Below are 19,335 nucleotides of genomic sequence, written 5' to 3' on the forward strand. Positions count from 1 at the left end.
AACCCTCCGGGCGCATGTGCGGAAACAGCAGCACGTCGCGGATCGAGGGGGAGTCGGTGAGCAGCATCACCAGCCGATCGATGCCGATGCCCTCGCCGGCAGTGGGCGGCATGCCGTGCTCCAGAGCACGCACATAGTCCTCGTCGAAGTGCATCGCCTCGTCATCGCCGGCATCCTTCTCCTCCACCTGTTTGCGGAAGCGCTCGGCCTGGTCCTCGGCGTCGTTGAGCTCGGAGAAGCCGTTGGCGATCTCGCGGCCGCCGACGAAGAACTCGAAGCGGTCGGTGACGAAGGGGTCGTCGTCGTTGCGCCGCGCCAGGGGTGAGACCTCGGTTGGATAGGCGGTAATGAAGGTCGGGTCCATCAGCTGGTGCTCCACGGTCTTCTCGAAGATCTCGATCTGTACCTTACCCAGGCCGTAGGACGCCTTCAGCGGGATCTCCAGCCGTTCGGCGATGGCCCGGGCTCTATCCAGGTCATCCAGCTCTTCTGCGCTGATATCATCGTTGAAGTGGAGAATAGAGTCCTTCACCGTCATGCGGCGGAAGGGGCTGCCGAAGTCGTAACTCTCGCCCTGGTAGGTCACGCTAGTGGAGCCGAGCACCTCCTCGCAGAGGTGGCGCAGCATATCTTCGGTGAGGTCCATCAGGCCGTGGTAATCAGTGTAAGCCTCGTAGAACTCCAGCATGGTGAATTCGGGATTGTGGCGGGTGGAGAGCCCCTCGTTGCGGAAGTTGCGGTTGATCTCGTAGACTCGCTCGAAACCGCCCACCACCAGGCGTTTGAGATAGAGTTCCGGCGCGATGCGCAGGAACAGTTCCATGTTGAGGGCATTGTGCTGGGTGGTGAAGGGGCGTGCCGTGGCACCGCCGGGGATCACCTGCATCATTGGCGTCTCCACCTCCATGAAGCCGCGGCCGTTGAGGTAGTTGCGGATGAACTGCACCACCTGGGTACGGATACGGAAGGTCCGCCGCGAATCCTCGTTCATGATCAGGTCGACATAACGCTGGCGGTAGCGCAACTCCTGATCCGTAATGCCGTGAAACTTCTCCGGCAGGGGCCGCAGCGACTTGGTCAGCAGGCGAATACTCTCGACCTTGACCGAGAGTTCTCCAGTCTTGGTTTTGAACAGCACCCCCTCGGCGCCGATGATGTCACCGATGTCCCACTTCTTGAACTGGGTGTTGTAGAACCCCTCTTCCAAGGCGTCGCGCTGCACGAAGAGCTGCATCCGACCGGTCATGTCCTGGACGTGGGCGAAGCTGGCTTTGCCCATCACCCGGCGGCTCATCAAGCGGCCGGCGATGCGCACCCGCAGGCCCATCGACTCCAGCTCTTCCTCGCTCTTGTCGTCATACTCGGCATGGAGTTCACCAGCCATGCCGTCGCGCCGGAAGTCGTTGGGAAAGGCGATGCCGTTCTCCCGCAGTTTGGCCAGTTTTTCCCGCCGCTGGGCAATGAGCTTGTTTTCGTCCTGTACCTGATCGTTCATCGTTTTATTCAAACTTTTTACTTGTAACTACTAAGGTCACAAAGAGTACGAAGTATCTACTACCTTATCAGCCAAAGCTTGCCCCGCCACCAAAGACTCAAGACAACCTTTGTGAACTTCGTGTTCTATGTGGTGAAAAATCACAAACCGCTCTTCAGACTCGCCTCGATAAATATGTCGAGTCCGCCGTCGAGTACCGCCTGAGTGTTGCCAGTCTCGACGTTGGTGCGCAGATCCTTGATCCGTGAGGCGTCGAGCACATAGGAGCGGATCTGGCTGCCCCAACCGATGTCGGATTTGGTATCTTCCACCGCCTGCTGGGTCTCACGCTGCTTCTGGATCTCCAGCTCATAGAGCTTCGCCTTGAGCTGCTTCATCGCTTGATCCTTGTTCTTGTGCTGGGAACGGTCGTTTTGGCACTGCACCACGATGCCGGTGGGGTTGTGTGTGATGCGCACTGCTGATTCAGTACGGTTGACGTGCTGACCGCCAGCACCAGAGGCACGGTAGACGTCGATCCGCAGATCCGCAGGGTTGATCTCGATCTCGATCGAGTCGTCGATTTCCGGCGAGACAAACACTGCCGAGAAGGAGGTATGGCGCCGATTGCCTGAGTCAAACGGCGACTTGCGCACCAGCCGGTGCACGCCGGTCTCGGTACGCAGCCAGCCAAAGGCGTACTCCCCTTCAAACCGGATGGTGGCCGACTTGATACCGGCTACCTCTCCTGGCGAGGCCTCCATCAGCTCGGTCTTAAAGCCGTGCGCCTCACCCCACCGCAGATACATGCGCAGTAGCATCTCGGCCCAATCCTGCGCCTCGGTACCGCCTGAGCCGGCCTGGATATCGAGAAAGGCGTTGCTCGGGTCCATCTCACCGGAGAACATGCGGCGAAACTCCAGCTCTGCGATGCGCTGCTCGAACGCGTCCAGATCGGCGACCACCGCATCGAGCGCCTCATCATCCGCCTCTTCAACCGCCATCTCCAACAGATCGACAGCGTCTGCGAGACCAACATCCAGGGCATCGATAGTCTCCACCACTGCCTCCAGGCTGGCGCGCTCCCGGCCCAGCGCCTGGGCCCGCGCCTGGTCGCTCCAGACCCCCGGATCTTCCAGCTCTCGCAGTACCTCGACTAACCGTTCCTGCTTCTCGGCATAGTCAAAGATACCCCCTAAGGGACTCACAACGCCCCTTCAGCTCATTGATTTTATTGGTGATCGGGTTGATTTCTTGCATTGCCTGGGCGCTCGCGGAAAAACCCATCATGTTACACGAGCCGTGCAGCGCAATAAACCCGGAGAGGAAGTCGGGCGATCAGGTGGGATAAGCTGGGGAGGGCGCGCCATCCTTGGCGCTAGGAGAAGGGACTCTTCAAACAAACTCCACTGAAGAGCCCCCCTCAGGCATTAGTTCCGGTATTCGATGACGTTGTAGAAGAGCTCGTGCCGGTGCATCGATTTACGGGTTGTCGAGAGGGAGCTGGCGATCTGTTTCATCCCGGAGACTCCGGGTGGCGAGATCGTTGGCTGCGCCATCGTGTACTCCCCACCCCATTCGAGCCACTCTGGCACGGAGCCAAGCACCGCCATATCCCACAGCGCCGGCGGCTTGATCTGACGGGTTAACTGATAGACCGCCTTCAACTCCAGATGTTTAGAGAACCCACTCACCTCCAGCGAGGTCAGCAGATCTTCCTCGGCCTGCGCCAGCTGATCGCTGACCTGCGCCGTCGGCTTGCCCAGTACCGCACCGATCGCGGTGGGGGTCAGGCCGATCTCGTAACGAAACAGAAAACACTCCCGCAGATGCTTTGGCAGGCAGCGCACCTCTTCCAGCAACAACACACCCCATTTGGTATCGTCATCGACCTTCAATATCAGCTCCGGACTGGTGTAGAGCATGCCGTCACAGCCACCACCGAACTCCCACAGTGCCTCATGCAACTCCCGGTAGAGCTCCACCTTATACTGCCGGATGGTCGAGCAGCGTCGGCGGGCCGCGATGAAACGGCTCCAGACTGCCCGATAGACCTGGCTTCCATAGTTGTCGGCACCACATTGGCGTGCGATAAACCGGTAGATGCGCCCCCGGTAGCGCTCATAGAAGGACTGGATCGCCTCCTCACTACCTGCAAGCATTTGTTCTAGTAAGACTTCTGTGTCAAATCGGCGCTTTGTCATATTCATCCCTTTTTATTTTGATCTACGATTGCCAACCAAAAAACAGCCGCTTAGTGTCGAATTTTCTTACAGCTGATGTCGGATTATTTTACACATTCTGTCGGGTAACTTTACACCCACCAATGAGAAATAATTCTCATTTTCCAAGACTAAAACGATTTTTTCGCCGCTGAGGAGCCTCATCTTTCTCCACCAATACCTCCTCGCTGGTTTGCCGTCTGTTACCAAACCGCTATGCTTCGCCGATGCAGGTCTCCGTCATCATTCCCACTCACAATCGTGCAGCCACCCTGCCCAGGGCGATCGAATCTGTGCTGCAGCAGAGCCATCCGGCCGACGAGATCCTCATCGTCGACGACGGCTCCGACGACGATAGCCGCGCTTTAGTCACCCAACAGTTCCCCCAGTGCCGCTATCTGCATCAGCAGAACCGGGGGGTCAGCAGCGCCCGTAACCTGGGGATCAGCGCCAGTAAAGGAGAGTGGATCGCCCTGCTCGACTCCGACGACGCCTGGCTGCCGCAGAAACTCGAGCAGCAACTGGCACGGGTGGAGGCGCAGGAGGGAAAACGCCTCTGCCATACAGAGGAGGTCTGGATACGCAATGGCGTGCGGGTCAATGCCATGAAAAAACACCAAAAACAGGGAGGGCGATCTTTGGCAACTGTCTGCCGATGTGCGTCATCTCCCCCTCATCGGCACTGCTGCACCGCTCCCTATTCGATGAGGTGGGACTGTTCGACGAAACACTGCCCGCCTGCGAAGACTACGATCTCTGGCTGAGAATCTGCGCCCGCGAAGCGGTGCTGTTTCTCGAACAGCCGCTAATCATCAAGTATGGTGGCCATGCGGACCAGCTCTCACGCCGACACTGGGGTATGGACCGCTTCCGCATCCAGGCGCTGCAGAAGATCATCGACTCGGGCCAGCTCTCGGCAGAGGATCGCCAGGCCGCGGTGGAGATCCTCGTGCAAAAGGCGCTCATTTTCGCCCATGGTGCGGAAAAACGCGGCCATCACGAACGCGCCGAACACTATCGAGGAATAGCACGACACCACCAGAAGATGGGAATCTATTCCCAATGAGTCCAGTCCGAATCAACCTGCTGGTCGCCCTGCCAGCCGAAGCCAAGCCGCTGATCCGCGGCCTCGGCCTGAAGCGCCAGCAGCCCGATGCGGGCCCCTGTCCCATCTATATAGATGGTGGTATCAGCCTGGCAATCAGCGGCCCAGGCCACGCCGCGATACAGGTAGCCTGCCGCTGGCTACTGCACAACCACCCGGCCGATCAATGGATCAACATCGGCATCGCCGGCCACCCCAGCCACAGTCGGGGGAGCCTGTTCTGCGCCGAAAGCGTCATCGAACGCAACAGCGGCCGCAGCTGGCAACTCAGCCCCGCCAGCCGCCTGATCGACTACTGCCCGCTGGAGAGCGTCGCCCAGCCGGAGTTCCACTACCCCGCAACACGTCTCTACGAGATGGAGGCAGCGGCCCTGCTGGATGTGCTCACCCCGAGCCTCCCCCTCGACCGGATTCAGATCCTCAAGGTGGTTTCCGACAACCACAGCCAGCCTGCGCAACAGATCAATGGCAAGATGGTCTCGAGCCTGATCGAGCAGAACTTGCCGTTGATCCGCAATCTGCTGCAGCAGCTACAATGCCAGCAGGAGAGACAGAGAGCGGAGTCCTATGCCGAGTAGACGAAGAATTCTGGTAACCGGCGCCAGCCGCGGCATCGGCGCAGCGATCAGCCGGCGCTTGCTAACGGAGGGCTGCGAGGTGGTCGGCATCGCCCGGGACTTCGCCGACTGGGATGCAACAGAAGAACGCTTCATGCCGATCGCCCTCGACCTGGCCGATCTCGACAAGCTGCCCCATCAACTCGGCGAGATCGCCCGCCTCCACCCGGCCATCGACGGCCTGGTGCTGAACGCCGGCTACGGCCGCTTCGGCTCCCTGGAGGAGTTCTCCTATCGGCAGATCGTGGAGATGGTCAATATGAATCTGCTGCAACACCTGTTTGTCGCCCGCGCCTTTCTGCCGCATATCAAACAGCATGGTTTTGGCGACCTAGTGATCATCGGCTCCGAGGCGGCGCTGGCAGGCGGACGGCGCGGTGCAGTCTACTCCGCCTGCAAGTTCGCACTGCGCGGCTTCGCCCAGTCGTTACGCCAAGAGACGGCCAACAGTGGCCTGAGGGTCAGCCTGATTAATCCCGGCATGGTCGATACCGGCTTCTTCGATGAACTGGAGTTCGCACCGGGGCAGGAGCCCTCCCAACACCTGCGCCCCAGCGATATCGCCGACGCCCTCTGGACCGTACTCAGCGCCCCCGCCGGCACGGTGTTCGACGAGATCGTGCTCAACCCACTGCATAAGGTCATCCAGTTCAAAAAGCGACCATGAGTTTCACCTTCGAGCCGATCGGCATCATCCATAGTTGTTTCAAAGAGAAATTCGGTATTCCACGCCAGTCCGGGTTGATCCCGGAGGCAGAGGGACAACTAGAGATACTCCCCCCCTACAACCGGCCCGAGGCATTTGTCGAGCTGCAGAGCTACTCCCACCTCTGGATCAGCTTCATCTTCCACCAGGCGATGCGCGACGCGTGGCGCCCCAGCGTGCGCCCACCGCGGCTGGGGGGCAACCGGCGAGTCGGAGTATTCGCCAGCCGCAGCCCGTTTCGCCCTAATCCACTGGGACTCTCAGTGGTGGAGCTGCAGGGGGTCGAACAGCAGGGGGAACAGATCGTACTGCAGCTGGGCGGCATCGATCTGCTTGACGGCACCCCGGTGATCGATATCAAACCCTACGTTCCCTACTGCGACGCCATCCCCGGGGCCCGCAGTGGTTTCGCCCCGGAGCCACCCGGCGCCCCCATTGAGCTGACATTCGCCCCCCAGGCTGAGGCCACCCTGGCTCAGCTGCCGCCACAGCAGGCTGAACAGCTGCGCCGGCTGATCCAGCGCATCCTGGAGATCGACCCCCGCCCCGCCTACCATCGCAACAGCGTCAAACGACGCGACTACGGCATGCGCCTCTACGACTTCAACATCCGTTGGCAGGTAGATGCAGAGACTGTCACCTTGACCCGGATCGAAGCATTTCAGGAAGAGCCAGTTTGATCTGCGACAAGGCAACATCCGGACGCCTTCAGACAAGCTATGCCAGCCGACCCGAAATGACCACAACCACCCACCCATGAGCGACCTCTACCCCTACATCAAACATATTCACCTGACCACGGTGACCATCACCGGCCTGCTGTTTCTGCTGCGCTTCATCTGGATGATCCAGGGCAGGCTGCAGCAACGCGGCCGCTGGGTGCGCACCCTGCCCCACATCAACGATAGCCTGCTTCTGGCCAGCGGGCTGACCATGGCCACCATCCTCGGTCAGTACCCCTTCAGCGCCAACTGGCTCACCGCCAAGCTGCTGGCGCTGCTCGCCTACATCGTGATCGGCAGCATCGCCCTGAAGCGCGGCCCGAGTCGCACCATCCGCATCCTCGCCGGCCCCATCGCCATCGCCTGCTACCTCTATATCATCGCTGTCGGCCTGACCCGCCAGCCGCTGCCGGAACCGGCACTGCTGCTACAGATCCTTAGCCACTGAATGGCCCGCCCGGGTCAGCTGACCTGGCTCAATGGATCGCTCGGCTAGCCCCGAAAGGGCGTGAGCATTGGCTACACTAAGGCTGAACAAGGGAGCCTCTGATTAAGTCTGGACGAAGTCGATTGTGATTCAGAATATTCAGATTCAAGGCAAAAATCGCACGTAATAGTTGGCTATTGCGAACGACTGCATGGATGCAGGAGATAGAGCAACGCATGGAGCGCTTGCCAAGATTTACAACGCAGAAGCTGGATATTCTGGGCGCAAGATACGCGTTCATGACTTAATCAGAGGCTCCCCAAAAGAGGCCCGTGAATGGACAAGACCCTGCAACGCCTGCTGGATGCCGAGATGGAAGCGGAGCACATCCATCAGCAGGCCAACCAGCGACGCGAGCAGGCAATTCAGGATGCGCTGCAGGAGGCACAGGCCCGTGAGAGCCGCTTCGAGGCCCGCATCCCGGAGCTGCATGCCGCCTTTCTGGAGAAGGCGGAGGCCCGCGCCGAGCAGACCGTCGCCGAGCTTCAAGCGGCGTTTTGAAGAGCGCCATGCGCAACTCTGGGAGTATGCCGACTCCCGCGAAGAGAAGGCATTGGACGCCGCGTTTGCACTGTTGATCAACCCAGAGATCGACGAGTAGCGGCCCTCCATGCAAGCAGCCACCCAAACCTACCTCAAGACCCGGGTGAGCATTCTGGCGAGTCGCCTGCTCGATCCACAGCAGGCTACAGAGCTGATCGACCTAACCGCAGAAGAGCTGGATCAACGCCTTGCCCTGAATGGCATCCTCAGCCAGAACCTCCGCACACAGCAGCTCAACCGCACCCTCGAACGCAGCCTCATCAACAATCTAATGCTGGAACTCGCGGTACTGACCCGGCCGCTCACCGGCAGCGCCCGTACCCTGCTGCTGTTCTGGTCACGCAAGTTCGAGCTGTTCAACCTGAAGGCGCTGATCCGCAGCAAGCTCAAAGGCCTGCCGATCGAGCAGATCCAGGAGACACTCCACCAGCTGCCGGAGAGCATCAGCCTGCCCCACGAGGCACTCCTGCAAACTGAGAATATTCGCGAGATGCTGCGCCTGCTGGAACACGGCCCTTACGCCCCTATCGCCCACCAGGCGCGCCAGGTCTATGCCGAGAAGAACGAACCCTTCTCCCTCGACGCCGCCATCGATCGCAGCTACTTCTCCGGGCTGGTGCACCAGGCGCAGCGCACCGAGCCGCTGCATCGCGACAGTCTGCGACCACTGATCGGCAGCCTAATCGACCGGCAGAACATTCTCTGGCTGTTCCGTTACCGCTTCAGCTATCGCCTCTCCCCCAGCGAAACCTACTACCTGCTGATCCCGGCGGGTCGCCAGATCGGCCGCCAGCAGCTGATGCAGCTAGCCAATCTCAGCAGCTTCGGCGAGATCATCGAGAACCTCCCAGCACGCATCCGCGCACTGTTGGCCGAATCCATCAACCCGATGCAGGTGCGACAGCAGCTCGACCGGCAGATGAGCACAGAGGCACAGCGCTTGATCCGCTTCAGCCCCTCGGTGCTGACCCGTGCACTGGCCTATCTGGTGGCGCGCCATTTCGATCTGGAGCGGCTGCAGGCGATCCTCCAGGGACGGGCACTGGGGCTGAACGGCGACCTGATCCGGCAGGCGATCGGCGTCCCTCCGTTGGCCACACGTCAGGAGACCCTGTCATGAGACATCGCCGGTCTGGGAGTCAACGCGATGTTTAGCCCGCTGCCGATGAAGCACCTGCGCATCCATCTGCTCACCGAGGATCTGCCGCTGGCATCGCTGATCCTCGCCGATAGCGCCTGTTTCAGCCCCGACTCACGTGACAGCGATGCCGAGGCGATCAGTGAGATCCCTGGCGAAAGCTACCGTCAGCTCTATCGACGCGCCCGCAGCCGCCTCGACAAGATCAGCCAGCAACTGCCGGTGGAGCCTGTCACAGTCGATTCACACAGCTTCTTTGTCGACCAGTCGATGCTCTCTGAGAGCAACGACTGGCTGGGGGAGACCTGGCAGCACTGCTCAGCCATCGAAGAGGAACGACACCGCCTGCGTGAGGCGCTGCAGAAGATCGATCAGCTGAAAGAGACCCTGGCAGACTTCCACGATCTACAGATCGACCTCGGCCTGCTGCAGCAGCGCGAGCGCTTTCTCGACATCCAGATCGGCCGAGTGCCAATCGACAACCTGAACCAGCTAGAGGACGCGGTGAGCCTGGCCGGCTATCTGCTCTACCGTTTTAGCCATAGCCAGAGCACTGCCAGCGTGGTGGTGATCGGCCTCGACACCAACCAGACCTCACAGCTCAAGCCGCTACTCGATACCGCCGGCTTTCAGCCACTCGATCTGCCCCCCGAGTTCCACTCTGAACCGGAACAGGTACAGGCAGACCTGCAGCGGCGTCGTGAGCAGCTCGCCACCGAGTCACAGCAGCTCGAACAGCGCTGCCAGAACCTGCAGGCAGAATGTCATCAGCGCCTTCAGCAGGCTGCCCACACCCTGCGGCTGGCCGCCCCCTATGTGGCGCTCGGCGCTGCCGCCCACAGCCGCGGCAGCCTGTCACTGATCCAGGGCTGGGTGCCGAATCACCAACTTGAAGAGCTACAGGCCCTGCTGGAGAAACACCTTACAAACCCGTTCATCATCGAAGCACGCGACCCACTGCCACAGGAGCAGGCCCATGTGCCAACCTTGATGGTGCAAAACCGCCTGCTGCGGCCGTTCGCCCTGCTGGTACGCCAGTACGGCACCCCCCGCTATGGCGAGGTCAATCCCACCGGGCTGTTCAGCATCAGCTTCATGCTGATGTTCGGCATGATGTTTGGCGATGTGGGCCACGGCGCAGTATTCATCGCCGCCGCACTGCTGGCGCACCGCAGGCTCGGTGAGTTCACCCCCTTCGTCGTCATCGCCGGGCTCTCCTCGATCCTGTTCGGCTTTCTCTACGGCAGCCTGTTCGGCTACGAACATATCCTGCACGCCATCTGGATCGCACCGCTCAGCGATCCACTCTACATGCTCTCGGTGGCGCTCGGCTGGGGCATCGGTTTTCTGCTGGTCATGAACCTGATCAACATCACCAATCGCTTGAAGCTGAACGACCGCAACGGCGCCCTGTTCGGCACAAACGGTCTCACCAGTCTGCTGCTCTACATCAGCCTGATCGGTCTCAGCTACCGTTACTATCAGGATGGCAGCGTCAGCACCGCTTGGTCGATCCTCGCCATCGCCTCGCTGTTCAGCCTGTTTGGCTACCAGCTGATCGAGAGTCAGGCACCGGTAGGCGAACGCATTCTGGTGGCCGCCATCGAGACCTTCGAGGCAGTCACCGGCTATCTGTCGAACACCCTCTCATTCCTGCGGGTCGCCGCCTTCAGCCTCAACCATGTGGCGCTGGCACTGGCGGTGTTTACCCTGGCGGGGATGAGCAACGGTGCTGGCCACTGGCTGACGGTGGTTCTCGGCAACCTGTTCATCCTGATCCTGGAGGGGGCGATCGTCACCATCCAGGTTTTGAGACTCGAATACTACGAGGGTTTTTCACGCTTTTTCGTGGGGGACGGGAGGGCATTTAAGCCGCTTACGCTTTGAATTTTGAATAGTAGATTTCGGTGCTCGCAGCGCAATCATTCAATTCAAAATTCATAATTTTTCTGCCATCAGATAGTAGAGAGGAGCCTGCATATGTACCTGCTGATCGGAGTGATGACCCTAGGGATCGTTGGCCTCATCGTCGCCGGCATCCTGATGGAGATGCGGCCAGCCCGGACCGGGCAACGCTGGTTCAAGCCAACCATCGTCGGCAACCTGCTGCTGTTTGTGGTGGCGCAGGCGGCGCTCATTTTCATCGGCGCGCAGGAGGTGATGGCGGCCCCGGCAGTCGCGGAGAGCGGCGGCGAGATCTCTATCGGCATGGGCCTGGCGATCATCGGCATCGGTATCCCCACCGCGCTCAGCACCATCGCCGCCGGCATCGCCGTGGGGCCCATCGGCGCCGCCTCACTGGCAGTGCTGGCGGAGAAGCCGGAGATCTTCGGCCGCACCCTGGTCTATCTCGGCCTGGCCGAGGGCATCGCCATCTACGGCCTGGTGATGAGTATCCTGCTGTTGGACAAGATCTGATGGCCGAACAGACATTCCACACCACCCGCCTGATCTTTATGGGAGAGGCCGCACTCTGCGACGGCTTTCGGCTGATCGGCTTCGAGACCCACAGCGATCCCGACCTGGAGGCCACACAACGTCTGTTGGGCGAGTTGGTTAAGCAACGTCAGCACGCCTTCGTGGTGATCGATCAGCACATCAGCCGTAGCGGTGCCTCGGTGCTGCAACAGATCCGCCACGAGGGGGGGACGCATCGTGCTCGCTGAAGTCCCCTCGCTCAACAACGCGACGGAGTTCCACAGCCCGCTCGACGAGCAGCTCAGACGCCTGATTGGCGGCNCCGCTATGGAGCGACAGCATGAATCAGGTTGAAGCCCTGGAACAGGCGATACTCGATCGCGCCAAAGAGATGGCCGCCGAGTGCAAACTGCGTGCCGAGCACGGCCGCGCCAACATCCTGCGCGAGGCGAGCGATCGGCTGCAGCTGCGCGAAGAGAAGGAGACCCTGCTGGCCAAGGCGCAGGCGGAGCGCGCCTACCGGCGCAGAGTGCAGGCGGATGAGCTGAAGCTGCAGAGCCGCATGGACCATCTGCGCTGGAATCTGGTGCAGACAGTGCTGCAACGCATCCCGGAGCGCATCCAGGCACTGCGCCAGGAGGAACCGCTCTATCTGGAACTGATGGGACGTTTGCTGGCCAGGGGGGCGACGATGATCGAGCACGACGAACTGATCGTCGAGGTCAACGAGGAGGACCATCGGCTGCTGCAGCCGATCTGGGAGACCTTCAGCCACAACGCCACCGCCGACAAACAGCTCCGGCTGGCGTCAGAACCGATCAGAATCCAGGGCGGTCTGCGTCTGCACACACCCAACAACCGCATCCGCCTCGACCAGAGTTTTGAAGGCCGGCTGGAGCGCCTGCAACGCAAGATCTATCAGGTGATCGAAGAGAACCTGCTGCCCCAGACCAGCAGCGGCATCAGGCCCTGACTCGGAAACCACGATGAAGCAGACAACCACAGGCCACATCAAAGAGATCAACGGCCCGATCGTCACCATCCATCTGCCGGGGGTCAGCGCCAGCGAGCAAGTGCGGGTCGGCAAGTTGAAGCTCTACGGCGAGGTGATCGCCCTGCAGGGTGACGAGGCGACCGTACAGGTCTATGAATCGACCGAGATGGTGCGCCCGGGGGAACCCGCCGAACGGCTCGGCCAGCCACTCTCGGTGGAACTTGGCCCAGGACTGATAGGCAGTATCTTCGATGGCGTACAGCGGCCGCTGGAGAAGATCTTCCTGCAGGCCGGCGATATGATCCCGCGCGGCATCAGCCCCCCCGCCCTCGATCGGGAGCGGTGCTGGCGCTTCACGCCGGAGAAAAACCTCGAATCCAACAACCTGATCAGCGGCGGCACCCGCCTCGGCAGTGTGCAGGAGAGCGAGACGGTGGAGCACCGCATCCTGGTGCCGCCGGAGGTCAGCGGCAAGCTGATCGAGATCGCCCCGGAGGGGGAGTACACTCTGGAAGAGACCATTGCCCGGCTGCGCACCGAGAGTGGCGAGATCAAACATCTCAAGCTCTACCACCGCTGGCCAGTGCGCCGCCCCCGTCCCTACACCCAACGGCTGCACGGCTCCGAGCCGTTGATCACCGGTCAGCGCATCCTCGACACCTTCTTCCCCCTGCTCAAGGGCGGAAAAGGCGCGGTGCCCGGCCCGTTTGGCGCCGGCAAGACGGTGGTACAACAACAGATCGCGCGCTGGTCGAATGCCGATATCGTGATCTATGTAGGCTGCGGCGAGCGCGGCAACGAACTGGTCGATGTGCTCGACAGCTTCCCCAAGCTGCAGGACCCCTACTCCGGCCGGCCGCTGATGGAGCGCACCCTGCTGGTGGCCAATACCTCCAACATGCCGGTGGTGGCCCGCGAGGCATCGATCTATGTCGGCATCACCATCGCCGAGTACTACCGCGACATGGGCTACGACGTGGTGCTGCTGGCCGACTCCACCAGCCGCTGGGCCGAGGCGCTGCGCGAGGTGGCGGGCCGGCTTGCTCAGATGCCGGTGGAAGAGGGCTACCCCGCCTATCTCGCCTCTCGCCTGGCGGCCTTTTATGAGCGCGCCGGACAAGTCGAAACCGCCGACTGCGGGCAGGGCTCGGTGACCCTAATCGGCACCGTCTCACCTCCTGGCGGCGACTTCTCCGAACCTGTCACCAGCCACACCAAGGAGATCATCCAGACCTTCTGGGCGCTCTCCAAGGAGTTGGCTGACGCCCGCCACTACCCGGCCATCGACTGGGTCGACAGCTTCTCCGCCGACGTGGCGTGGCCGCCGAGTGGTGGCACCGAGAGGTCGACCGCGGCTGGCAGAAACGCCGCGCCCAGGCGCTGGCGATTCTGGCGCGGGATGCGGAGCTGTCACGCATCGTCAATCTGGTCGGACCGGAGGCGCTCTCCTCCGCCCAACGCTGGGTGTTGGAGGGGGCCTCGCTGATCAAGGATGGGGTGCTGCAGCAGAGCGCACTCGACCCGGTGGACACCTTCTGCTCGCCAAAGAAACAGTTTCTGCTGCTCGAGCTGATCCTCAGCGTCTACGACCAGGGCGCCGAACTGATCGAACTGGGCGTACCGGTGGAGGAGTTGAGAGAGATGCCGGTGCTCTCCAGACTACGCCGTTGCAAGGCGCTCTACGATTCACAGCAGATTGATGAGCTGATGGCATTCCGCCAGCAGGCGCTAGAGGCCTTCAGCGCGATCCGTTCCGAATACGCACAACGGGAGAAGAGCGCGCCATGAGTGCCAAGGAATACCGTTCCACCACCTCCGCCCAAGGCGGGCTGCTACGCGTCAGCGGGGTGCCGGAAGTGGCCTTCGGCGACCGAGTTCAGATCACCGACCGCCAAGGCCGTCGGCGTAACGGCCAGGTAATCCGTAGCTCGATGGATGAGGTGCTGATCCAAGTCTTCGAGGGCACCGACGATATCGATATGCAGAACACCTGGGTGCGCTTTCTCGACGAGCCGATGGAGATCAGCCTCTCACCGGATATCCTCGGGCGCATCTTCAATGGCCTGGGCGAACCCCGCGACAAGCGCCCGGCGATCGTCTCTGAGCTGCGCCGCGGCATCAACGCCTCGGTCTTCAACCCGGCGGCGCGCACCTATCCGCGGGAGTTCATCCAGACCGGCATCTCCACCATCGACGGGCTCAACTCCCTGGTGCGCGGGCAGAAGCTGCCGATCTTCTCCGCCTCCGGGCTGCCGCATAACCGGCTGGCGGCGCAGATCGTGCGCCAGGCCAGGCTGCCCGATGAGGAGAGCCGCTTCTCCATCGTCTTCGCCGCGATGGGGGTCTCATTCAGCGATGCACGCTTTTTCCAGGAGGAGTTCGCCTCTTCCGGAGTGCTCGGCAACGTGGTGATGTTCGTCAACATGGCCGACGATCCGCCGGTGGAGCGCCTCACCCTGCCGCGCATGGCGCTCACCGCCGCCGAGTACCTGGCCTTCGATCTCGACCGTCACGTGCTGGTGGTGATGACCGACATGACCCACTACGCCGAGGCGCTGCGCGAGGTGGCCACCGCCAAGGGCGACGTACCGGCGCGCAAGGGCTATCCGGGCTATCTCTACTCCGATCTAGCGGAGATCTACGAGCGCTCTGGGCGCATCAAGGAGCGTCACGGCTCGATCACCCTGGTGCCGATCCTGAGCATGCCATCGGACGACATCACCCACCCGATCCCAGACTTGACCGGCTATATTACCGAGGGGCAGATCGTGCTCAGCCGCGAGCTGCACAACCAGGGTATCTATCCACCAGTGCATATCTCGCCATCACTGTCACGCCTGATGAAAGACGGGGTCGGCAAGGAGTTCACCCGCGAAGACCACCCTCATGTGGCCAGTCAACTCTATGCCCTCTACGCCAAGGCGCTGGAGACCCGCAATCTGGCCTCGATCATCGGCGCCGACGAGCTCTCCTCCCACGATCGCCGCTATCTGGAGCTGGCCGATGCCTTCGAGCGGCGCTTTGTCAGCCAGGGTGAGGAGGAGGACCGCAGCATCATCGAGACCCTCAACCTCGCCTGGGAGCTGCTCTCGATGTTTCCCCAAGAGGCCCTCACACGGGTCAGCGAGACCGAGATGGCGAAGTACCATCGGAGCCCGGTATGAACCAGCCACTGATCAAAGTGCCACCCACCAAAAGCACACTGTTAAACCTGAAACAGCGGCTGCGGCTGTTGGAAGAGGGCCACAGCCTGCTGGAGCGCAAGCGCGAGCTGTTGACACGCCTGGTCTATCAGCGGATCGGTGACTACCGGGATATCAAACGCTCCGCCCAGCGGCGGGTACAGCAGGCCTACCAGTGGCTTAGCCTGGCTCAGCTGCGCATGGGCGCACGCGCTTTGCGCCAGGCAGCGCTTGGTGTGGAAGCAGGCATCGAGCTGAAGATCCTGCCGCGTCGCAACATCGGTGTCGAATACCCTTCAGTCAGCGGGGAAATCAGGCCGATCAATCCGGTCGGCCTGTTCGGCACCGATCCCTCGTTTGACGAGACCCGCAAGCAGTTTGCCGAGCTGGCCCTGCTACTCGCCCGCCTTGGTGAGGCCGAGCTGTCGCTGGGACGGCTAATCAGCGAACAGCGCAAGGCGCAGAGGCGCGTCAATGCGCTGCGCTACAACATTATCCCCCGCTACCAAAACACCATCGCCTACATCGAAAACCTGTTGGAAGAGGAGGAGCGCAACACCCTGTTTCAGCTCAAAGTATTGCGTGAGCAACAAAAAATCTGAGCCCAACTTTTTGACGGATTTCACCCTCCCCCCCGGCTGAAGCCGGTAGACTGTGTTACCGATTTTTGCAATGCTCCCCCTTCCGCCTGACGCACCAAGTGGTTATCATCCACGGCTCAAGGGAACAGAGCGGATGACCATACTCCGCAAACGGAAAACAAGCTATTGCATGACCATCGCCAATAACGCTGCCGTCAAAGCCCGCAAGGCCGAACTTTTGCAAGCCTTCCTGCGCCAAGTGCCGGGACGAGTCGCTGCGATCCTAGAAAACTGGCACCGTCTGGTGCAGAGTGACTGGGATAGCAGCACCCTGGCCAACCTGCGTGAACGCATCTATACCCTGGCCGAAGCCGGCGGCAAGTTTGGTGTACGCCAGATAAAACAGAGCGCCCAGTCGCTGGAAACCCACCTTGGCGAGTATGCCGAGACCAACAGCAAGCCTCATCACGACGACATCGTCGCACTTGATGGGCTGATCCACGCATTCAAACAAGCTGCGCTGCAGGCATGTGATCTTTCACAAAATCATGACCTGAGCAGCAGCTCGGAATTAAACGAGATGGAGCGGATGGTCGATACCCAGAAAGCCTATCTTCTTGGGATCGACAGCAACTTGGTCCCTGGCCTGGAGAAAGCACTGACTAGTCACCAGTTCAATGTGCAGTCCCTGATCGACGCCAGAAGCGCCATCGAGCGCTACCATCGCCACGAACCTTGCGTCCTGATCAGTCACATCGACTGGCTCGACGAGCTCTACCCGGAGACCAAAAGTGGCGGCCTGTGGAAGCAGGAGGACGGCTCCCGCCAGCTGCCGGTAGCGTTTATTGCAGAATCGAGTGACCTGCAGACCCGCCTCAAGGCGATGCGCACTGAAGCCAGCGCGTTCTGGTCGACCCCGGTAGAACCCCTTGCGGTGGCCAACCGCATGCAGCAATTGGCCGCTCCCAAACGGAGCAACGCCGACCGCGTGATGATTGTCGATGACGATCCGGCACAGGCCGACTTCGCTGTTGCCATCCTCAGAAAAGCGGGCTTTGAAACCCACGCCGTCACCGATCCACTGCGGGTCATGGAGGCACTGCAGACCTTCAAGCCGGACCTGATCTTGATGGATCTCTACATGCCCGGCGCCAGCGGCACCGAGTTGACCACTGTGATCCGTGAACAACCGGAGTATGTCGACACCCCTATCGTGTTCCTCTCCGGTGAGCAGGATCTGGATAAACAACTGATGGCGCTGAGCTTTGGCGGCGAAGATTTTCTTGCCAAGCCGATCGGCCCCAAACACCTCATCTCTACCGTGCGAAACCGCATCAAGCGGGCACGTGCGATCCTGCGCAAAAGCGGCACCCCCAGCCGCCGCGACATTGCCACCGATCTCTACTCGCGCTCATATCTTTTTGAACGTATCGCCGCGCTGCAATCCTCAGGAAAAGATTCGAACGAGGTGCCGGCGGCCTTCTATCTCGAGATCGATTCTCCAGAAGAGATCCTCGACGCCGTCGGCATCGGCGGCATGGATGCGGTGCTTACAGACACTGGAAAAACCATCTCCATTGAGCTGCAACCCCACGATGTGCTGGCCCGTTTCGGCGATGCCAGCCTCGCTCTGGTGGCCAGTCGCTCTTCGATAGACGAGCTGAAGCAACTGGCCGAACAGCTCGGCCGCAAGGTCGAAGAGCAGATCATCGAGGTCGACAACAAATCGCTCGGGGTCACCCTGAGCACTGGCATCTGTCCCATCAACAATTTTAAAATGGACCCAGAAACCATCATCTCCAGGGCGTTGGGGGCCAGCCGGAAGGCGCTCAAAAAGGGGGGCAATCAGGTCCATCTCTACACCCCCTCCAAATCTGAACTGGACGCCCAGGACAAGAACGACTCAATCGCCGTTCTCATCCAGGAGGCGATGAAGAATCGCTATTTCCAGGTCTACTATCAACCCATGGTGGCACTGCAGGGCAGCGCCGCGCCCCACTACCAGACGTTGATCCGTCTGCAGGCCCCCGATGGTGAGCTGCTTACCGCCGCCGCATTCATTCCCACTGCGGAACGCATAGGGGTGATCAGCAAACTCGACCACTGGACCACCCAGCAGGCGCTGGGGATGATTCACGAACACCGCCGCAAAAATATGGCTATCCACCTGTTTGTCTCGCAATCGGTGGAGCTGATGACAAATATGGAGCGGATGGCATGGCTGCAGGATCAGCACCGCATCGGCAATCTGCATGAAGGGGATCTGACCTTTGAATTCCCTGTTTCAGCAGTGGTGCAGAATATCAAACCCGCCCAGATTTGCATCGATACCCTGGCCAAGATGGGCATCAGCGTATTGCTGACTGGTGTGCGTGGCACCCCGGATTGTCAGCGAGTGATGAAGCACGTCAACATCCGCTATATCAAACTCGACCGCCGCATGCTCGACGGCTCAGCCGAGAATCTCAAGGAGTTGATCAGCCTGGCGCACGAACTGAAGATAAAAGTAATCGCTCCACAGGTGGAAGATCCACGTAGTATCGCGCAGCTCTGGAGCAGCGATGCGGACTTTGTCCAAGGGCAACTTTGTGCAGCGCCCGGAAAACAATCTGAGCTACGACTTCAACGAATCAGTGCTCCACTAATCCGACAGCTGCGCCCCAGACTGCCACTTGGTTGGACTCTTCTCCCACAGGCAACAGGCTGTTGACAGGAGCAGGCGACACAAGTTTAGCTGAAACCACCCTGGGACACCCACCATGAGAGTCAGGCTACAACCGATCGTCCTGCTGCTACTGCTTAACCTCTCGCCCCTGCTGGCCGAGGAGAGTAAGCCAGGCTACTACTACCGTCCTGAGGGTTTCATCTTCAGGCCAGGGGACGAACAACTCAGCTGCACCGATCTCGACCGGGAGATCGCTCTGTTCGAGCCCCACACCTACTCCTACAAGCCAAAGTTCTACGAAGATCCGCTACATGGTGGCTCACTGCTGGGTGGCAGCATCTTCCATCCTGCGCTCTACGCCTATCTACCCTACTCCGCTCATGTCGAATACCAGGAACACGAACGGATTCTGCAAGCGCGCCGCCGCATTGCCGTATTGCGGCAACTGAAGGCCTATCAGCGCTGTTACGAAGATTGATCC

19 protein-coding genes and 1 pseudogene are annotated in these 19,335 nt (G+C 60.6%); 17 read left to right on the forward strand and 3 right to left on the reverse strand.

The genetic code is table 11. The features are described 5' to 3' along the window. The 3 genes from lysS to RIFP1SYM_RS04355 form a co-directional block, all read right to left on the reverse strand. Window positions 1–1,495, reverse strand: a 1,495-nt coding sequence (lysS, locus tag RIFP1SYM_RS04345; protein WP_006473855.1) for a lysine--tRNA ligase, incomplete at its 3' end; no start/stop codon positions are given. Between the two features lie 140 nt (window positions 1,496–1,635). Beyond that, a protein-coding gene (gene prfB, locus RIFP1SYM_RS04350) for a peptide chain release factor 2 (protein ID WP_138921726.1) occupies window positions 1,636–2,734 on the reverse strand; the annotation gives its coding sequence in 2 pieces (ribosomal slippage) (window positions 1,636–2,658 and window positions 2,660–2,734; 1,098 coding nt in all). A gap of 170 nt (window positions 2,735–2,904) precedes the next feature. Beyond that, window positions 2,905–3,636: an RNA polymerase sigma factor gene (locus RIFP1SYM_RS04355; RefSeq protein ID WP_006473854.1), complete on the reverse strand. Its 732-nt coding sequence runs from the start codon at window positions 3,634–3,636 to the stop codon at window positions 2,905–2,907. 287 nt (window positions 3,637–3,923) lie between these two features. Here RIFP1SYM_RS04355 and RIFP1SYM_RS18725 point away from each other — a divergent pair, with 287 nt between their 5' ends. From RIFP1SYM_RS18725 to RIFP1SYM_RS04435, 17 genes and pseudogenes are all read left to right on the forward strand, one after another. Then, window positions 3,924–4,460 carry a glycosyltransferase family 2 protein gene (locus RIFP1SYM_RS18725; protein ID WP_005959914.1) on the forward strand — a complete coding sequence of 179 codons (537 nt, stop codon included), beginning with the start codon at window positions 3,924–3,926 and terminating at the stop codon, window positions 4,458–4,460. After that, the gene (locus RIFP1SYM_RS18730) at window positions 4,406–4,762 is read left to right on the forward strand and encodes a glycosyltransferase family protein (RefSeq protein ID WP_338063165.1); all 357 of its coding nucleotides are present in this window, start codon (window positions 4,406–4,408) and stop codon (window positions 4,760–4,762) included. The genes RIFP1SYM_RS18725 and RIFP1SYM_RS18730 overlap by 55 nt, the downstream gene beginning before the upstream one ends. Beyond that, window positions 4,759–5,379: a nucleoside phosphorylase-I family protein gene (locus RIFP1SYM_RS04365; RefSeq protein ID WP_005959916.1), complete on the forward strand. Its 621-nt coding sequence runs from the start codon at window positions 4,759–4,761 to the stop codon at window positions 5,377–5,379. Before RIFP1SYM_RS18730 ends, RIFP1SYM_RS04365 begins: the two co-directional genes overlap by 4 nt. Continuing rightward, window positions 5,369–6,085: an SDR family oxidoreductase gene (locus RIFP1SYM_RS04370; RefSeq protein ID WP_005959917.1), complete on the forward strand. Its 717-nt coding sequence runs from the start codon at window positions 5,369–5,371 to the stop codon at window positions 6,083–6,085. The genes RIFP1SYM_RS04365 and RIFP1SYM_RS04370 overlap by 11 nt, the downstream gene beginning before the upstream one ends. Next, window positions 6,082–6,804: a tRNA (N6-threonylcarbamoyladenosine(37)-N6)-methyltransferase TrmO gene (gene tsaA / locus RIFP1SYM_RS04375; protein ID WP_005959918.1), complete on the forward strand. Its 723-nt coding sequence runs from the start codon at window positions 6,082–6,084 to the stop codon at window positions 6,802–6,804. Before RIFP1SYM_RS04370 ends, tsaA begins: the two co-directional genes overlap by 4 nt. Before the next feature lie 76 nt (window positions 6,805–6,880). Next, entirely contained in the window at window positions 6,881–7,294 is a 414-nt protein-coding gene (locus RIFP1SYM_RS04380) for a SirB2 family protein (protein ID WP_005959919.1), read from the forward strand. Window positions 7,295–7,609: 315 nt separating this feature from the next. Continuing rightward, window positions 7,610–7,834 carry a hypothetical protein gene (locus RIFP1SYM_RS04385; RefSeq protein ID WP_005959920.1) on the forward strand — a complete coding sequence of 75 codons (225 nt, stop codon included), beginning with the start codon at window positions 7,610–7,612 and terminating at the stop codon, window positions 7,832–7,834. Between the two features lie 109 nt (window positions 7,835–7,943). Beyond that, entirely contained in the window at window positions 7,944–8,996 is a 1,053-nt protein-coding gene (locus tag RIFP1SYM_RS04390) for a V-type ATPase subunit (RefSeq protein WP_005959921.1), read from the forward strand. A 27-nt stretch (window positions 8,997–9,023) separates the two neighbouring features. Next, a complete protein-coding gene (locus tag RIFP1SYM_RS04395; protein WP_005959922.1) occupies window positions 9,024–10,901 on the forward strand; it encodes a V-type ATP synthase subunit I in 1,878 nt (625 codons plus the stop codon). 93 nt (window positions 10,902–10,994) lie between these two features. Next, a complete protein-coding gene (locus RIFP1SYM_RS04400) occupies window positions 10,995–11,432 on the forward strand; it encodes an ATP synthase subunit C (protein WP_005959923.1) in 438 nt (145 codons plus the stop codon). Continuing rightward, entirely contained in the window at window positions 11,432–11,680 is a 249-nt protein-coding gene (locus RIFP1SYM_RS04405; protein WP_050798704.1) for a V-type ATP synthase subunit F, read from the forward strand. Before RIFP1SYM_RS04400 ends, RIFP1SYM_RS04405 begins: the two co-directional genes overlap by 1 nt. A gap of 92 nt (window positions 11,681–11,772) precedes the next feature. Further along, window positions 11,773–12,405, forward strand: coding sequence for a V-type ATP synthase subunit E (locus RIFP1SYM_RS04410; protein WP_039959711.1), 633 nt, complete (start codon window positions 11,773–11,775; stop codon window positions 12,403–12,405). A 13-nt stretch (window positions 12,406–12,418) separates the two neighbouring features. Continuing rightward, a pseudogene (locus RIFP1SYM_RS04415) lies at window positions 12,419–14,214 on the forward strand (V-type ATP synthase subunit A). Then, complete coding sequence (locus RIFP1SYM_RS04420; protein ID WP_005959926.1) at window positions 14,211–15,590, forward strand: V-type ATP synthase subunit B; 1,380 nt, start codon at window positions 14,211–14,213, stop codon at window positions 15,588–15,590. The pseudogene RIFP1SYM_RS04415 and the gene RIFP1SYM_RS04420 overlap by 4 nt, the downstream one beginning before the upstream one ends. Continuing rightward, on the forward strand, window positions 15,587–16,210 hold the full coding sequence (locus RIFP1SYM_RS04425; RefSeq protein ID WP_005959927.1) for a V-type ATP synthase subunit D: 624 nt from the start codon (window positions 15,587–15,589) through the stop codon (window positions 16,208–16,210). The genes RIFP1SYM_RS04420 and RIFP1SYM_RS04425 overlap by 4 nt, the downstream gene beginning before the upstream one ends. Before the next feature lie 169 nt (window positions 16,211–16,379). Next, window positions 16,380–18,899 (forward strand): GGDEF/EAL domain-containing response regulator, encoded by a 2,520-nt coding sequence (locus RIFP1SYM_RS04430; RefSeq protein ID WP_240992011.1) that lies wholly within the window; start codon window positions 16,380–16,382, stop codon window positions 18,897–18,899. Window positions 18,900–18,948: 49 nt separating this feature from the next. Further along, a complete protein-coding gene (locus tag RIFP1SYM_RS04435; protein ID WP_005959929.1) occupies window positions 18,949–19,332 on the forward strand; it encodes a hypothetical protein in 384 nt (127 codons plus the stop codon). The last annotated feature ends 3 nt before the right edge of the window (window positions 19,333–19,335 follow it).

The sequence above is a fragment of the endosymbiont of Riftia pachyptila (vent Ph05) genome (assembly GCF_000224455.1).
Lineage (GTDB): Bacteria > Pseudomonadota > Gammaproteobacteria > Chromatiales > Chromatiaceae > Endoriftia > Endoriftia persephonae.